The following is a 16,062-nucleotide window of genomic DNA, read 5'->3' as shown; positions in this document are numbered from 1 at the left end:
CCAATCATCCGATGACGATGATGACAAATTAACCGGTGCGGAATGCCTATCCATCAGAGAGGATTGCAAGGCATCTTCCAAAACGGCCAGTGAGGAATATCAATGCATTCTCACCGAACCGGAATCGCCGAATTGTCTCATTGAAAAGGAAGGTTATTACAATCAGACCTATCATGATTGCGTAAAGAGTAAGGTAGGATCGGAGTGTCAAGGCTCGCTATTATGGCAATATCAATGTTTAGCGAATTGTTATTACGAAAAACTTGATTACGAAACCTACGAACAAGCGGAAGAGGAATGTATGGACCTGTGCGTGTATTCGGTCGATTACTAATTAGGTTGTTGACGGAGGTAGGAAATGGGGATTCAACGATCGCCGATCGATTGCCAATCGAGCCGGATTCAGCTTTCAATTAGGATGATTCAGCACTCGAGGATACCTGGAGGTTCGAATCATGACGATAAATAAATATCTATTCCCGACCCTTTTTCTATTTATAGCGTATTTTTCTCTTACTGCTTGCAACGATAGTGACAACGGCGATAACGAACATGAATATACCGGTGCGGAATGCAATGAAATCAGTGAAACCTGCGAGGCTTCCTCTAAATTGGATTGTAAAGAGTATCAATGCGTTCATGCGGAACAGGAAACGCCGGGTTGTCTGATCGAAAAAGAAGGCTATTACAATCATAGTTATTATAATTGCGTTAAAAATATGGCTAAAAATGATTGCAATAAAATTTTACTGCTGGTGCAGAATAAATGTTTAGAGAGTTGTTATTACGAAAAAATCGATTACGAAACCTACCAACAAGCGGAAGAGGAATGCATGGACCTATGCGTATATTCGGTTGATTATTGAGCGGTCACCGACGATGGGGCGCCTTTGTTTCGAGGAGCGAACCATGCGGACAAGCGAACGTTTCAGGATGATTTTATGGCTGTTGTTTGTTTCCATCCTGATCATTTCCTGTGGTGAAGAGAGCGGCGGTTCCGACAACGGACTGACCGAGCAGGAATGTCTGGATATTAAAAAGCAATGTACTCCGATAACCGAATCGGCCTACCTAGACTATGAATGCAAGTATTCGGAACCGGAAACCGTCGGCTGTGAAATCGAAATGGAAGCCCTCTACAACGAGGTATTCTACCACTGCGCGAAAAAAGCGGGCGCCCTGAAATGCGAGGATCCGAGCCTTTCCGAATATCAATGTTTAGCTGACTGTTATTACGCCAACATCGACGCTGAAAGCAATAAACTGGCCCAGGATGAATGCATGTACGAGTGCGTGTATTCGCTTCTTTACTAAAACGCTTTTTTAGAGAGTCATGGAAATGGAGATTAAATACGCGCTAAGCGGTGTACTTGTCTCGCTGCTGATAATGATGACTTTTACGGCTTGCGTCGACAACGACAATAGCGATACCGACCATGAATTTACCGCAGACGACTGTCGCGCGGTTCGCGACAACTGTCGGGCCATTGCCGAATCTGTCTGCTGAGAGATAAAAGAAGGAGAAAAGAGATGAATAATCAATGGCTTTTCCTTTTAGCAGTAATACTAATTGGATTAGTTTGTTTCTCCTGCAGCCAATCATCCAACGATGACGATGATGAAATGACCAATGCGGAATGCATTGCTATCGGCGAGGACTGCGAGGCATCTGCCGAGTCAGCTTGCGAGGAGTATCAGTGCATCGATTCCGAACCGGAAACGCCGGGCTGCCGGATCGAAACGGAAGGCTATTATTATCAAACATATGGTGAATGCGCAAAAAATGAGGAAGCGGCCCAATGTAAAAATTTGCCAATATGGCAAAATAATTGTTTAGCGGCATGCTTCCATGCCCATGTCGATGCGGATAGTTACGAGCAAGCCGAAGAGGAATGCATGTACCAATGCGTATATTCAATCGATTACTAATTAGGTTGTCGCCGGAGGTCGGAGACGCGGTTTCATCGATCGAGGATCGATTGCCAATCGAGCCGGATTCAGCTTTCAATTAGGATAAAACAGTTCAAGGGGTTACCTGGAGGAACGGATCATGACGACAAACAAACATCTATTCCCAACCCTTTTTCTATTTATAGCGCTTTTTTCTCTTACTGCTTGCAACGATAGTGACAACGGCGATACCGAACATGAATATACCGTAGAGGAATGTTACGAAATCAGTGACGACTGCAAAGCTTTCGCTAAAGTGGAGAGCTGGGAGCATGAATGTGTTTTCACCGAACCGGAAACCCAGGGCTGTCTGATTGAAAAGGAAGGCGAGTTTTATCAAAATTATTACAAGTGCGCCAAGGAGAAGGCTGGCTCGCAATGCCGCATGCTTCTGTTGGGGGAGAAAAAATGCCTGGCGAACTGCTTTTTCGCGAAAATCGACTCCGATATTTACGATCAGGCAGCCAAAGAATGCGAAACCGAGTGCGTCAACAGCTATTAACCTGAAGCCCGCCGGAAACGTAATTTGACAGCCCGCGAGGTGACCCCTACCATCGTCACGAAATGAAGCCGATCCACACCAGCAGCCCTTGCCCGATTTGCGGCGAACCGGTTCCCGCCGCGCTCGTGGAGCGCGACGGCGACCTGTTTTTGCGGCGTGAATGCCCGCGCGACGGCGCGAGCGAAAGCTTCTTCTGGCGCGACGCGGCGTTGTACGAACGCGCCCACGGCCTGCGTCATCCCGAGTTGCTGCCGGAGGGCCCGCTCGACCTGGAACGCGGCGCGGCCGACGGGTTTCTCACCACCTTCGCCGTCGACGTGACGACCCGCTGCAACCTCGCCTGCCCGACCTGCGTGACCGACGCGGGAGCGGCGGCGGCGCCGGACCCGACGCCGGCGGAAATCCTTTCGTGGGTGCCCGATTATTCGCGTCGCGCGGGCGGTTTCCGGCCCAACATCAGCCTGGTGGGCGGCGAGTCGACCCTGCGCGACGACCTGCCGGAAATCATTCGCGGACTGATCGCCAAGGGCATCGTGCCGCGCCTCAACTCGAACGGCCTCTTGCTGCTGGACGAGGCGCGCGTCGACCGCCTGTGGCAAGCGGGCCTGCGCTGGGTGATTCTGCAATTCGACGGTTTTTCGCCGGAAATCTCGCGGTTGTTTCGCGGCCGCGACCTGATCGCCGACAAGCAAAAGGTCATCGAACTACTGGCCCGCAAGGGCTTCGCGATTCAACTGGCGGTGATGGTGCAACGCGGGGTGAACGACGGCGAGGTCGGCGAGATCCTGCGTTTCGCCGCCGCGGCGCCGGGCGTCTCGCGGGTGTCGTTCTATCCGCGCAGCCGCCTGGGCCGCTTCGCCGACGAAAAGCGCGCCGCGACCGACGCGGCCGACGTGATCGCCGCCCTCGAGCGGACGACCGGCGGCGAGGTGACCCGGCGCGACATCCTCGACGCCAAGCGGGTCGGCCGGCTGCTGTTCCGCCTGACCGGCCACCCGATGTTCCGCCAACGGGTCTGCATTTATCCGTTTCTGCTGTTGCGGCGCGGCTCGCGGCTGCTGCCCGTTTCGCGGCTGTTTTCGCCGGCGGGGCTGCTGCGCGATCCGGGCGCGGCGGTAAAATTGGCTTGGCTCGCGCGAAAGATCTTGCGCCCCGATCAAGGCGGCTTCGGCGACGACCTGCTGTTCGTCAATATCGAAAAATTCTACGACCGCGAGGCCTTCGATCTGCGGGAGGCGCGCAACTGCCACCACGTGTACCTGTCGGCGCGGGGCGCTTATCCGTTTTGCGTTTACAACGCGTTTCACCGCGCCGGCGGGGGCTGCGAGAGCGGCCGATGAAGACCCTCAGCATCCTCGTGCCGGTTTACAACGAGGCACCGACCGTCGCGGCGCTGCTGGCGCGGGTGGCGGAGACGGATTTGTCCGCGCTGGGGCTGGCGCGCGAAATCCTGGTGGTCGACGACGGCTCGACGGACGACGGCGCGGCGCGAATTGAACGGTTCCAGCGCGAGCATCCCGCGGCGCCGGTCCGGTTGTTGCGGCACGCGGTCAACCTCGGCAAGGGCGCGGCGGTGCGCACGGCGCTGGCCGCCGCTACCGGCGACATCTGCCTGATCCAGGATGCCGACCTCGAGTACGATCCGGCCGATTATCCGTTGCTGCTGCGGCCGTTGCTGGCCGGCGTCAGCCGCGTGGTCTACGGTTCGCGGTGGCTCGCGCCGCGCATCCCCATCTCGGGGCCGCTCTACGCGCTGGGGGGCTGGCTCGAAAACAAGTTCCTGCGCCTGTTGTACCGCACCAACATCACCGACATCGCCACCTGCTACAAGGTGATCGACACGGCGCTCTTGCGCGAGTTGCGCCTGGAATCGACCGGTTTCGAGTTCTGCCCCGAGGTGACGGCCAAGCTGCTCAACCGGCGGGAGACCATCGTCGAGGTGCCGATCCGCTACGATCCCCGGCGCAAGCGGGACGGCAAGAAGATCCGCTGGACCGATTTTTTCATCGCCCTGTACACCCTCTGCCGCATCCGGCTTCAGCGGCGGTAGCGGATCGCGCCCGCCTGCCTGCCGGGCGCTCGCGATTCGCGCTATCCCCCCGTTTCATGCTAGGATGAATCGAACGAGCCGGAGCAGGACCCGTGAAATCCGAGAAACCCCGCCTGGACATGCAAACCATCCGCGAAGGCACGACCGTCGGCGCGGTCGGGCTGGAAATGGGCATGAGCGTCATCATCGGCTACACGGTCGGGTATTATCTCGACAAGTGGCTGGGCACGCATCCCATCATGACGATCATCTGGATCGGTTTCGGGCTCGGGGCGGCCGGCAAGGCGCTGTATATCGCCTATTTGCGGGCGAAAAACATCGGTAAATCCGACGACGACGAACCCACTGCCGGCGGATCGCGGCCGGTTTAACCCCGACGGAAACGGGCGATGGACGTTCTGAGCCGACTGGCCGATCTGCCCCGCGAACCGGCGCCGGACGCCGCGCCGCGCGAGATGCCGCCGCCGCTGGCGGAAGACTTCGACGACTTCCTGCGGTTGTTCGACGAATTGCGCGGCCTGGTGCCGGCGTCGTTCTTCCTGATGTTCAAGATCGCGCGGGTGCTCAAGACGCCCGAGGCGCAGCTCACCGGCCAGCTCAAGGGTTTCTTCGACGTCTGCGAGCAGGCCGACCGTACCGCGCCGACCGACAAGCCCGAGCCCTCGCGCCTCGCCGAGCAGGTGCCGATTCTCGACGACCACAACCCGCAATTCGGCGTCCGGCGCATCAAGGGCATCGAGGAAATCGGCGCCGCCATGCCCGGCGACGTGGCGATCGAGGATTTCACCGACCTGATGCGGCTGGCCGAGGAACGCCAGTTGAACGTCCGCGTGCTGATGCGCGACGGTTCCGCCGAAGCCGGGGCGCAGACCGCGCCGATCCGCGAATCCGGCGCGCGCCAAATGACCAACGCCGCCGAGCAGAAGCTCTACATCCTGTTCGACCGCTCGTATTCGATGTGGTACCGCAACCGGATGCTGTTCGCCAAGGTGCTGGCGATCGAGTACCTGCGGCGCAAGAAAAAAACCGGCGCGCGCCTGTTTCTGCGCTACTTCGATTTCGAGGTCTACGACCTGGAGCGGATGGCCACCGCCGCCGAGATCGACGCGCTGATCCGCAAGCTTTTGTACATCGAGCCGGGCGGCAAGGGCACCGACATCAACCACGCCCTCGAGGTCGCGGCGCGGGACATCCAGTTCGACGGCCTGCTGGAAAAGGCCGAGATCATGCTGATCACCGACGGCATGGACCGGATCGACCCGGCGCACGTGCGCGAGGTGCTCGGCGAAAAAACCAAGCTGCACGTGGTGAAGATCGGCCGCGACTGCGCCGAGCCGCAGCAGGCCGAAATCAAGGACATGATCGAGAAGGACCAGAGCATCGCCGGCCTCTCGCGCGACCAGATCGCCCAGCACTACCAGCGCCAGATCACCACGGCGTGGGAGCAGGTGGCCGAGACGCTGGTGGAGACCGACGACCTGGACGCGAAGGAGCTGGATCTGGGCGACGCGGAAATCGACTTCGCGCTGCAGGCCGTGGAGCAGATCGTCGCCCTGCCGACGGGCGGCCTGTCGCTGGCCGAGTCGGAGCTGCAGTTCCGCAAGGCGTCGTTCGTCGAGGGCTTCATCGACATGCTGCTGGAGAGCGCCGAGGACAGCGAGGTCATCGCCCGGCGGCAGGCCGACCTGAAGAGCGCCAAGCAGAAGCTGTACGATTTCAAGATCCGGCTGGCGGCGGTCAGCAGCATGGTGATGAACCTGCTGGCGAGCAAGGAAATCCACTTCGTCACCGACAAGAACCTGCGCAAGCAGGCCAAGAAATCCAACATGACGCTCGAGGACCTACACCGGATGCAGGAATCGGGCGACCTGTACCTGAAGCTGAAACTCGGGCGCAGCGGCGACGCACCGCCGAGCGGCGGCGAGGGGCTGTCGTTGTGGAAGCTGCTGGGCATGATCGCCAAGAGCACGGCGCGGGCGATGACCGGCTGGCTGTTCAAGGGCGAAAAGGAAGAGGCGCCGGACGGCGAGGCGCCGCCCGCCGCCGAGGCCGCGCCGGAAAAACCGGAGACGGAGAAGAAATAACTTTCGGGCGGGGCGCGGAAAAAAAGACGTGCGGCGGCGGCGTTGTATGATATGATCGGGCTCCCCTAAGAGGCTCCGGCCGGCCCGGAGCGCGCCACGGCAACCGACAAATTGAAGGAGCAGACCCTGGCCCGCAAATTCGTCATCAACGAGCGCAATACAATCCTGTTCGTTTCGCGCGTCGGGTTAGGCTATTATTTATTGTTCGCCCTGATCGCCGTGATCGTCTGGCTGGTCCGCGGGGACATCCGCATCCTGTCGGGCACGCTGTTCGGCGGCGGGTTGTCGCTGGTCAATTTCGAGGCGCTCCGGCGGATCGGCCAGAAGATATTTTCCGACCCGAAAAGAATAAAAATCCATTATTTTTCGCTGATTTGGCTCAAATTCATGATCCTGGTCGGCTTGTGCTTCATGACCGTCGTCTACTGGGATCAATACTTCAATATCGTGGCGTTTTTCCTCAGCCTGTCGGTGATTATCTTCGCGGTCATCACTGCAACGATCTACGCCATCTACCAGGGATTCTCCGATATCGTCGACGACGAAATGCGCAAAGGCGAGGAAAAATACATCGGCTGGGACGATGTGGACAAAGGCTTCAAAAAAGACTATAAACCATCGAAAAAATCCATCTTTGATCGGTTGTAGTGACGGGAGCTTTCATCGATGTTTTACCACCGCCATTTGTTGGTCGCCCTGATTGCTGTGTTGTTTTTGAGCTGCGCCGCCTGGGCGCAGACCGGCGAGGAGCCGGCCGCCGCGGCGATCGCGCCGCCGGTGGAAGGCGCCGCGCCCGCGGCCGTCGAACCGCCCCTCGTTCCCGCGGTCCCGCTCGAAGCGGCGCCCGCGGTAGCCGTTCCGGAAGCGGTCGCGCCGGCGCACGGTGAAGCCGCCGAGGGCAAGAAGAAGGAAGAGGAGCACTGGACGCTCTTCAACCTGATCCCGATGGAATGGACCTACGGCATCGCCGTGCAGGTCGGCGCGCTGGCCGGCATTCCGGAGAGCCAGATCAATCAGCACTATTACACCAGCCACGGCCTGCTGCACGTGATGATCATGTTCTTCGTGTTGGTGGTCATCACGCTGGTTTCGGTGACCGTCGGCGGCAAATACAAACGGATGCTCGACAACCCGGCGCCGCAGCCCGGCGTCTCGGTGTCGAACTTCGTCGAGGCCATCGTGCAGACCGTGTTGGGCATGATGGAAGAGATCATCGGCGGGCACGACACCAAGAAGTACCTGCCGCTGATCGGCTCGCTGGCGTTCGTCATCCTGACCAACAACCTGCTCGGCCTGATCCCCGGCTTCTACACCGCCACCGACAACTGGAACACCACGCTGTCGATGGCCCTGGTGGTGTTTTTGCTTTATCACTACTACGGCATCAAGACGCACGGCCTGGGCAAGTACCTGGCGCACTTCATGGGCCCGCTCGAAGGCACGGTCAAGTACATCATGGCCCCGCTGATGGTGCCGATCGAACTGATCAGCCACTTCGCCCGGCCGCTCAGCCTGTCGCTCCGTCTGTTCGGCAACATGTTCGGCGACCACAAGGTGTTCGCGGTGTTCATGGGCCTGGTCGGCGTGCCGCTGATCTACCCGCTGCCGTTTCTGGCGCTGGGTTTGCTGGTCGCCATCGTGCAGACGCTGGTGTTCTCGCTGCTGACGATGGTGTACATCGGTTTGGCGACGGCCAAATCGCACTAACGAAGGGTTTTGGCGTCACGGATCGGCCGTGACGCGGCGTACTTCAACGGAGGTAGGAATCATGAGGAAGACCGTACGAATTGCGGTGATCGCGGCTCTGTTCACGCTGGTCCTGGCGGGTGTGGCTATGGCGCAGGAAGGTGGAGGTTTGGACAGCAGTGTGAAGAGCATGATCGCCCTGAGTTGCGGTCTGGGCATTGCCATCGCGGCATTCGGCGGCGCGCTTGGCCAAGGCAAAGCGGCGGCGGCGGCCATCGAAGGTATTGCCCGGAATCCCGGCGCCTATCAGAAGGTTTTCACCCCGATGATCCTCGGCCTCGCCCTGATCGAGTCCCTGGTCATCTACAGCTTGCTGATCAGCTTCCTGTTGGTCTTCAAACTGTAGTTCCGGAAAACCGAACGCCGGAAGGGCCGCGCCGCGAAGCGCGGCCTTTTCTTTTAAAACGCCGGCCCGAGGGTTGATCGCCGGGCCGAAATGCGCTCATCATTCGGTAAACAACCTGCGGAGCCGCCGAAAATTGGCCTTGACGCGTAAAACCATTTCGCCCCGCCTCGCCGCCGTCTGCTTGGGATTGATCCTGGTCATCGGCGCGGCGGCGTATTGGCAGTCGGCACGGCGCCATGCGATCGGCGACGACGAGGCGCTCTACGGCTCCGCCGGCCTGGCGATCCTCGACGGCGATTTTCTGCTGCACCACACGCGGGTGATGAAGCCCTTCGTCGTTTACTACCTGCAGGCTTTGAGCCGGGCGGTCGCCGGCCGGACGGACCTGGCGGGCCGGCTGCCGGGGATCGTCGCGGCGCTGCTTTGCCTCGCGTTGGTTTATCGGATCGGCGCGCGCTGGTTCGACGAGCGCGTCGGCCTGTGGGCGGCGGGGTGGCTGGCCGTTTCGCCCTTCGTCCTCTTGCACTTTCCGAACGCCCGGACCGACGCGCCGGCGTTGTTGTTCGTGCTGGCGGCCGTCGCGCTGGCCGGCCGCGGCCGCACCGCCTGGGCCGGCTTCGCCTACGCACTGGCCTTTGCGACCCGCCAACTGGCCGCCTTTTCGCTGCCCGTCGTGGCCGCGTTCGTCTGGCTCGACGCCGCGACCTCGCCGTCGCCGCCGGCCGCTTTCTGGCGGTGGGCCGGGCGCGAAACCGCGCGGTTCGCCAAGGGCGCGGCGTTGCCGGTGCTCGTGCTGCTGGCCTGGTCGAGCTACACGCAGGAGCCTTTCGGCTGGCTGGTGCGCGAGTTGGGCGGCGACAAATACCAGACCGGCCGGCACGCGCAGATGACGTTCGCCGCGAAGTTCCTCTATTGGATCGACCAGACGCGCGGGCTGTTCGGCGCGGGTTGGCTGACGAACCTGATCCTGTTGCTGGTGTTCGCGACCGCGATTTATCTGGCGATCGGCCTGGCACGCCGGTGGTGGCGGCCGCGCGAAAACCCCACGACGGCCGCGCTGGCCGTGATGAGCGGCTTCGTCGTTTTTTTCTACCTCGCGCACAGCTGCGGCTTTTTCACGCTGTACCCGCGCTTTCTGGTGCCGGTCGCGCCGTGGATCGCCCTGGTCGCCGCGGCCGGTCTGACGGCGATTCTCGACCGCCTCGGGGAGGCCGCGCCGCGGTTGCGCGTACCGTTGGCGATCGGCGCGGGGCTGGCGAGCCTGCTGGCGATCGGGCCGCCGGCCGTCGATTTCTTGCGGGCTCAGGCGGAACCCCGGCCGGTCGACGATGTGCCGGCCGTGGTTTCCTGGATCGCGGGCAACGGCGAGGGCAAACCCGTGCTGATCGTCGGCGGTCACGGCAGCGAGGCGGGTTATTACGCGCGCGGCACGAACCTCAAGGTGCAGCACTTCGGCCGGCGTCCGGAAAAGCTGCGGCCGCTGATCGTGTCGCACCTCGACCGCGAGCTGTACCTTTACCTCGACGGGCGGGAATTGGCGCAGTACCTGAAGGTCTTGCGGCAGGAATTGGCGCCCGCTTTCCGCCTCGAGGCGGCGACCGAATTGAAATTGCGGCGCGGCGTGCTCTATCGAATCAAGACGGCGGCGGAGATCGGGATCGTCGACGGGCAGGCGACTTTCCTGGACGGCGCGGATTTCCAGGCGCGGCCGCTGACCTGCGAGTTGGCGGGCCGGTTGCTCGCCGAATCGTTTGCCGCGCTGCGCGACGACCGTACGGCGGCGGCGAACGTGGTCGAACTGCGGGAATGCGAGATCGCCGGCGGCTTGCGGCGGCTGGTTTTCGCGGCCGAGGATTTTTCGTTCGACAAGCTGACGATCGCCCGGGCGACGTTTGCCTACCGCGACCTGGAACCCGACTGGGACCACTGGCTGGCGGCGCGGCGGTTTCACGTGCGCCGGGCGGCCGAGGCAGATGGGTTGTATCAAATCGATCCCGCGGCGCTGGCGGATTACATCGCCCGGAAAAACTCCAACCTGACCGAGGTGCGCGCGCAACTGACCGGCGACCGGCTGCGGATCGCCGCGCGCGCCGCGCTGCCGCTTTGGCGCCCCGCACTGCTGCTGGAAGGGGAGTTGCGCCTGGACGGCGAGAAGCTGCTGCTGCGGCCGACGCGGGCGGAAGTCGCCGGCTGCCGCCTGCCGGCCTGGTTGCTGAGGCGTGTGGCCAAGCAGATCAACCCGGTCTTCACCGCGAACCTGTCGCGCTTCGGCCTGCGGCCCGCGGCGCTCGGCGAATCCGGCGGCCGCCTCGAATTGCGCGCCGTCGGCTTGCCCGCCACTCCCTGATTCGCTAACCTTCGCGCGATGATCGCCGCACCGCCGTCGAAACCGTCCGCTTCCCGCGAGCGCTGGCTGCTTTTCGGGCTGGCCGCGCTGCTCTGTGCCACCGGTGTGTTCTACGGCTATGCGGCGACCCGCCACGCGGCGGTTTCCGATGAAGCGGTGTTCGGCCGCGCGGCCCTCGCCATTCTCGACGGCGACTGGAGCCTCTCGCACTACCGGGTGATGAAGCCGCCCATCGTCTATTACCTCCAGGCGGCGGCGCGCGCGGTGCTGGGCGATTCCGCTTTCGCCGGTCGCCTGCCGGGCATCCTGGCGACGCTGGGCTGTCTGGCGCTGGTGTTTCGGATCGGCCGCCGCTGGTTCGACGCCTGGACCGGTCTGCTGGCGGCGGCGCTGCTGGCCGTTTCGCCCTTCGCCTTCGAGTACATGCCCGTCGGCCGGACCGACGCCGTCATGCTGTTTTTCGTGCTGTTGTCCGTCGATTTCCTGGGCGCCGGCCGGTTGGGTTGGGCCGGGCTGGCGTATGGCCTGGCGTTCTGCACCAAACAGCAGTCGGCTTTCTCGTTTCCGCTGGTGATGGCGCTGGCGCTGCTGGTCGAGGCCGAGCGGCCGGCGGGGGATGGGTCGTGGCCGCGCCGGATCCGGCGGGTGGTCTGGACGTTCTTCAAGGGGACGCTGCCGGCGCTGGCGGTGCTGCTGCTCTGGTCGATCGGCGAAAAAATTCCGTTCGCCTGGCTGGTCAACGAACTGCAAAACAAAAAGTACAGCGAAGGCGCCCACCTCACCTGGACTTACGGCCGCAAACTCGCGCATTGGCTGGGCGGGCTGGGCGATTTCTTCGCCTATTGGCCGCTGGCGTTGTTCGCGGCGGCGGCCGTCGCGCTGGTATTGTTCTCCCTGCCCAGGCGGCGCGCCAAGACCTGGTATTCGCGGCCGGCGTCGGCGATCCTGGCGATCTTCGTTTGCCTGTTTGTGTTGGCGCACGGCCTGCGCTTTTTCACCCTTTACCTGCGCTTTCTCGTGCCGCTGCTGCCATGGGTGTTTTTGCTGACGGCCTGGCTGCCGGTGGCGGCCGCCCGGCGCTGGAAAACGGCCGTGCCGGCGGTGGCGCTGCTCGCGGCGGCCGGCCTGCTCGTGTCGGGCTACGGGCTTTATCGCGATTTTGAGGCCTGGGACCGACCGTGGCCCGAGGACGACGTGCCGCGCGCCGTGCGGTGGATCACGACCGCGGCCCCGACCGGGGCGATCCTTTATACGCGCGAGTTCGGCCCGGAAGTCGCGTATGCCAATTGGCGGACCGCCGTCGAATCGCGGCAACTGCATGGTCAACTCGAAAAGCTGGGCGAGGTCGCGGCGGAGCGGGTGGGGCGCGAACAATTTCTGTTGTTGAGCGCGGCGGACGATGCGGCCTGGCGCGACCAATTGCAAAGCACGCTCGCGCCGCTGTTCGAATTGCAACCGGTCGCGGCGGCCGGGTTGGCGACGGCGCGGCTGTATCGCCTCGCGATGCGGCCGGGAACCGGGGTACAGGGCGAGGAGATCGCCTATCTCGATTATCGGGAATTGAAGCGCGAGCCGTTCACCTGCGAGGTGCTCGGCCGTTTGTTGCGCCAGGCGCTGGCCGGCGGGGCGGCCGACGATTTCCGCGTCGGCTTCGAGTGGCAGGTTTGCGAGGCGACCGCGCAGCCGGTCATCCTGGCTTGGCAGGCGACGGATTTTCCGGTCGGCCGGATGCGGGCGCTCCGCGCCGCGTTCTATTACGATACGCCGCGGGTCGACTGGGCCGCGCTGGCGCTGCCGCGCCGCTGGCGGGTCGACGGCGCGCGCGAGGCGCGGGCCGAGTTCGTGATCTCCGGCGCGGAACTGGCCGGCTACGCGGGCCGGAAAAACAAAAACCTCGACGAGTTGAAAATGACCTTCGAACCGGAAGGCGTGCGCATTACGGCCCGGGCGAAATTCGGCCCGTGGCGGATTCCGGTTTCGATCCGCGGCTCGCTGGCCTTGTCCGGCAACCGGGTTTTGTACGAGCCGGATCAGGCGCGAATCGCCTCGGTGGGCATGCCGTCCTTCCTGCTGGCCTACGCGTCGCGGCTGATGAACCCGGTATTGGAAATCGACTTGTTCGCCTGGGGATTGCGGCCCGCCGGGCTGCGGCTCCTGGCCGCGCCGGCCAATGCGCTGGTGTTGGTGACGCAAGGGATTCCGGAGTAGGACTCGCCGCGCGGCCGCGTCAGCAGCCGCAACAACCCTCATCGTTGTCGTCGTCGTCGCCGTGATCACCGTCGCCGTCCGGCGAGGTGTCGTCGTCGCCCTCGTCGTCGTCGCCGTCCAGGTCGGGGCGGTCGCCGAAGTCGTCGGTGCGGTCGTCCACCTCGGTGGCGCATTGCAGGTCGAGGGCTTCGGCGTCGGCGGTGGGCACGAACAGTTCCTTCATGCCGCCGGCGGTGACGATGCGCCCGGCCAGCAGATCGGCCTCGGTGGCGAAGCGGCCGGTTTGCAGGCTGCTGACGGGCGTCCAGGTGTCGAGGGCCGGGTCGTATTCGTAGACGAAATCGAGCGCCGCGCCGTCGTTCTGGCCGCCGAGCAGGTACAGCTTGCCGTTGCAGGTGCAGTCGGCGCTGTCGGGCATTTCCAGCGGTGGCGGGGTGATCATCGTCCACTGGCCGGTTTGCGGATCGTACATTTCGGCCGAGTCGCGGTAGGCGCCGTCGTAACCGCCGACGACGACGATGCGGCCGTCGACGACGCCGGCGTTCGGTTGCGCGCGGCGTTCCAGCAGCGACGGCCGGCGGTGCCAGGAGGCCGATCCCGGATAGAACACGTAGACGTCGTCCAGCGCGTGCTCGCCGTCGAATCCGCCGATCACGTACAGCTTTTCGTTGAGCACCACGGCCGCCGCCTGGGCGGTCGGCACCGGCAGTTGATAATCGGCGAGCCACTCGCCGGCGGCGATATCGAAGGTGAACAAGGCGTCGGTGATCTGGCCGTCGGCGTCCAGGCCGCCAGGGAACACCAGCTTATGCCAGAGGCAGGCGCCGTCGGTCACGGTATGGGCCGGAGCGAGGTCGGGAAGGCTTTCCACCTGGCCGTCGAGGTTGAACCGGATGAACGTGCCGCTGATTCCCGGCGCTTCGTAGTTCGACAGCAGGTAGATCCACTCGCCGTCGCCGACCACCGCCTGGTCCTGAAACGGCTCGGGCAGCAGGTCGGAGTAGACCTGCCAATCGGGCCCGGCGGTCGTCACCAAGACGACCGTCGCGGCGATCGTCGGATCGTTTTCGTCAGACGCCCGGACCGTCAGCGGGTCGCGTTCCCACCACGCGGCGGCGGCGGGCACCGTCACCGTCACCTGCGCCAGGCCCGTTTCGCCCGGTTCCAGGTTCAACGAATCGGGCGAAATCGTCGCCGACCAGGCATTGCCCTCGAGCGACAAAACGACGGGCGTCGTGACGCCGGTGACGTTGCGCGCCGCCAGCGCGTAGCTTGCCGTCTGGCCGGCCGGCGCGGCCGCCGCCCGATCCGCCGCCGTCAGGCTCAGAAACCCCGGATGCTGAATCAGCAGCGAGGAGGCGACGGGAATGATTCCCTGGCGGCAAAGCACCGGCAGGCCGTCGACGCCGTCGTGGCTCATCAGGCCGACGGTCGCGTTCAGACCGGCTTCGGTGGAGGGGTTTTGGTATTGCAACAGGATGTCGCCGGTTTGTTCCGAGAGGACCGCCTCGGCGGTCAGCGTGTCGCCGGCCCCGCTCCACAGCGGCACCGCGTTGTATTCGACGATCAGATAGCGGTTCGGTTCGTCGCCGATGACCTTCGTGTAGATCAGGCCGCCGGAGCCGGGGTCCAGGTCGTCCCAATACAGGGCGATGTAACCCACGTAGGGCGCTTCGCTCGGGATGCAGGGCGTGTGAAACGTTTCGGGTTGTTGGACGAAAACGATGCGGCCGTTCGAGCCGACGTAGAATTTTTCGTAGGTGGTGCCGTAGAAATCGAACGGAAAGCCGATGTCGAACGGTCCGGCCAAGACGTCGTCCTGCAGCAGCAACTGCGTGCCGTTGCTCGCATCGAGCCAGTGATAAGGCGCCAGATTGGTCCAGGTATAACCGAAGACATCCGGTCCGCCGCCGGCCGCGGCGGCGAGGCCGGCCCAGGCGAGTAAGGCGCCCAGGACGATCGCCATTCGTAAAGTACGCACTGGCATCCTCCTGAAAGAACTATTTTCCCCTGGCTAGTGTATCATTGCCCTGTACGGGCGGCAAATTCTGGTTATCATGTTTTTAAGCCTTAAATCAATCGATCGGCTTTTTTCTCCGCCGGGACGAGAGAAAGGGGTTTTTCGATGCGCCTGTCGCGTTTATTGCCGTTGGTGGCGATCGTTTTTCTGGCCGGGTGCTTGAACCTGGATTTGCGGGTGAAGCTTTTTCAGGACGGCACCGGCACCTACACCGAAAACATCGAGTTCGGCAACGATTTTCTGCAACTCGTGCTCAATCAGACCAGCCCCTACAACTCGTTTGACGACCTGCTGGCCGACGCCGCGAGCAAAACCTTGCGCGACCTGGAGGGCATCGCCGGCGTCCGCCTGATCGACATGCGGGGCGAAAAATCCGCCGACGGCCAGCGGATCATCATGGTCTACGGGTTCGATTCGATCGCCGACTGGAACGTCTATGCACAAAAAGCCAAAAAGCCGCAACTGGCGATGACCGGCGTCGTCCTGCCGCAAAAGAAAAAATTGCCGGCGATGACCGAATGGACGATCACCTACACGCCCGCCGACATGCCCATCGCCCCGCCGGGCGAGGAGCGCGACAAAATCACGACCCCGGAGGTGGAAAAGCTGCCGATGAAAATCGGCGAATTTCAACTCACGCTGGCCGGGCCGGTGCCGATGACCGCGGCACCGTCGTCGCCGGGCGGCGAGATCAAGGCCGAAAACCGGAACGGCGAAGCCGTGTATTTCGGCGCCTTCAACGAGTTCCTCGGCAAAAAGCTGGAATTCGCCGCCAAGTACACCGGCGAACCGCTGCCGCAACTGGTGTT

General features: G+C 62.6%; 15 protein-coding genes. 14 read left to right on the top strand and 1 reads right to left on the bottom strand.

Translation table 11 applies throughout. The features are described 5' to 3' along the window. Positions 1–455: 455 nt before the first annotated feature. The 13 genes from GX444_19565 (at position 456) to GX444_19505 (ending at position 13,233) form a co-directional block, all read left to right on the top strand. Positions 456–866 (top strand): hypothetical protein, encoded by a 411-nt coding sequence (locus tag GX444_19565; GenBank protein ID NLH50779.1) that lies wholly within the window; start codon positions 456–458, stop codon positions 864–866. Positions 867–909: 43 nt separating this feature from the next. After that, positions 910–1,314 (top strand): hypothetical protein, encoded by a 405-nt coding sequence (locus tag GX444_19560; protein ID NLH50778.1) that lies wholly within the window; start codon positions 910–912, stop codon positions 1,312–1,314. Between the two features lie 216 nt (positions 1,315–1,530). Beyond that, the gene (locus tag GX444_19555; protein ID NLH50777.1) at positions 1,531–1,929 is read left to right on the top strand and encodes a hypothetical protein; all 399 of its coding nucleotides are present in this window, start codon (positions 1,531–1,533) and stop codon (positions 1,927–1,929) included. Between the two features lie 121 nt (positions 1,930–2,050). Beyond that, positions 2,051–2,452: a hypothetical protein gene (locus tag GX444_19550; protein ID NLH50776.1), complete on the top strand. Its 402-nt coding sequence runs from the start codon at positions 2,051–2,053 to the stop codon at positions 2,450–2,452. A gap of 62 nt (positions 2,453–2,514) precedes the next feature. Beyond that, on the top strand, positions 2,515–3,792 hold the full coding sequence (locus GX444_19545) for a radical SAM protein (GenBank protein NLH50775.1): 1,278 nt from the start codon (positions 2,515–2,517) through the stop codon (positions 3,790–3,792). Further along, positions 3,789–4,502 (top strand): glycosyltransferase family 2 protein, encoded by a 714-nt coding sequence (locus GX444_19540; protein NLH50774.1) that lies wholly within the window; start codon positions 3,789–3,791, stop codon positions 4,500–4,502. Before GX444_19545 ends, GX444_19540 begins: the two co-directional genes overlap by 4 nt. A gap of 92 nt (positions 4,503–4,594) precedes the next feature. Then, positions 4,595–4,873 (top strand): AtpZ/AtpI family protein, encoded by a 279-nt coding sequence (locus GX444_19535; protein ID NLH50773.1) that lies wholly within the window; start codon positions 4,595–4,597, stop codon positions 4,871–4,873. Positions 4,874–4,891: 18 nt separating this feature from the next. Continuing rightward, positions 4,892–6,586 (top strand): VWA domain-containing protein, encoded by a 1,695-nt coding sequence (locus tag GX444_19530; protein ID NLH50772.1) that lies wholly within the window; start codon positions 4,892–4,894, stop codon positions 6,584–6,586. Positions 6,587–6,697: 111 nt separating this feature from the next. Further along, the gene (locus GX444_19525; protein ID NLH50771.1) at positions 6,698–7,234 is read left to right on the top strand and encodes a hypothetical protein; all 537 of its coding nucleotides are present in this window, start codon (positions 6,698–6,700) and stop codon (positions 7,232–7,234) included. A gap of 18 nt (positions 7,235–7,252) precedes the next feature. After that, on the top strand, positions 7,253–8,293 hold the full coding sequence (atpB, locus tag GX444_19520) for a F0F1 ATP synthase subunit A (protein ID NLH50770.1): 1,041 nt from the start codon (positions 7,253–7,255) through the stop codon (positions 8,291–8,293). 61 nt (positions 8,294–8,354) lie between these two features. Next, a complete protein-coding gene (locus GX444_19515; protein ID NLH50769.1) occupies positions 8,355–8,678 on the top strand; it encodes an ATP synthase F0 subunit C in 324 nt (107 codons plus the stop codon). Between the two features lie 139 nt (positions 8,679–8,817). Further along, positions 8,818–11,025, top strand: a complete 2,208-nt coding sequence (locus GX444_19510) for a hypothetical protein (protein NLH50768.1) — start codon at positions 8,818–8,820, stop codon at positions 11,023–11,025. A gap of 18 nt (positions 11,026–11,043) precedes the next feature. Further along, the gene (locus GX444_19505) at positions 11,044–13,233 is read left to right on the top strand and encodes a DUF2029 domain-containing protein (GenBank protein NLH50767.1); all 2,190 of its coding nucleotides are present in this window, start codon (positions 11,044–11,046) and stop codon (positions 13,231–13,233) included. Between the two features lie 19 nt (positions 13,234–13,252). Here the strand turns inward: GX444_19505 and GX444_19500 are convergent, their stop codons facing one another. Then, positions 13,253–15,214: a hypothetical protein gene (locus tag GX444_19500; GenBank protein ID NLH50766.1), complete on the bottom strand. Its 1,962-nt coding sequence runs from the start codon at positions 15,212–15,214 to the stop codon at positions 13,253–13,255. 144 nt (positions 15,215–15,358) lie between these two features. Here GX444_19500 and GX444_19495 point away from each other — a divergent pair. Beyond that, positions 15,359–16,062 (top strand): hypothetical protein (locus tag GX444_19495; protein NLH50765.1); only part of this gene is annotated, 704 nt, incomplete at its 3' end.

It is taken from the genome of Myxococcales bacterium, assembly GCA_012517325.1.
In the GTDB taxonomy this organism is placed as follows: domain Bacteria; phylum Lernaellota; class Lernaellaia; order Lernaellales; family Lernaellaceae; genus JAAYVF01.
Note: the sequence above shows the minus strand (reverse complement) of the source record. Positions and strands in the feature narration are given on the sequence as shown.

What these genes read in the sequence shown, in the direction of transcription:
- GX444_19565 (NLH50779.1), top strand. Translation starts at nt 456, where the DNA reads ATGACGATAAATAAATATCTATTCCCGACCCTTTTTCTATTTATAGCG.
- GX444_19560 (NLH50778.1), top strand. Translation starts at nt 910, where the DNA reads ATGCGGACAAGCGAACGTTTCAGGATGATTTTATGGCTGTTGTTTGTT.
- GX444_19555 (NLH50777.1), top strand. Translation starts at nt 1,531, where the DNA reads ATGAATAATCAATGGCTTTTCCTTTTAGCAGTAATACTAATTGGATTA.
- GX444_19550 (NLH50776.1), top strand. Translation starts at nt 2,051, where the DNA reads ATGACGACAAACAAACATCTATTCCCAACCCTTTTTCTATTTATAGCG.
- GX444_19545 (NLH50775.1), top strand. Translation starts at nt 2,515, where the DNA reads ATGAAGCCGATCCACACCAGCAGCCCTTGCCCGATTTGCGGCGAACCG.
- GX444_19540 (NLH50774.1), top strand. Translation starts at nt 3,789, where the DNA reads ATGAAGACCCTCAGCATCCTCGTGCCGGTTTACAACGAGGCACCGACC.
- GX444_19530 (NLH50772.1), top strand. Translation starts at nt 4,892, where the DNA reads ATGGACGTTCTGAGCCGACTGGCCGATCTGCCCCGCGAACCGGCGCCG.
- atpB (NLH50770.1), top strand. Translation starts at nt 7,253, where the DNA reads ATGTTTTACCACCGCCATTTGTTGGTCGCCCTGATTGCTGTGTTGTTT.
- GX444_19515 (NLH50769.1), top strand. Translation starts at nt 8,355, where the DNA reads ATGAGGAAGACCGTACGAATTGCGGTGATCGCGGCTCTGTTCACGCTG.
- GX444_19505 (NLH50767.1), top strand. Translation starts at nt 11,044, where the DNA reads ATGATCGCCGCACCGCCGTCGAAACCGTCCGCTTCCCGCGAGCGCTGG.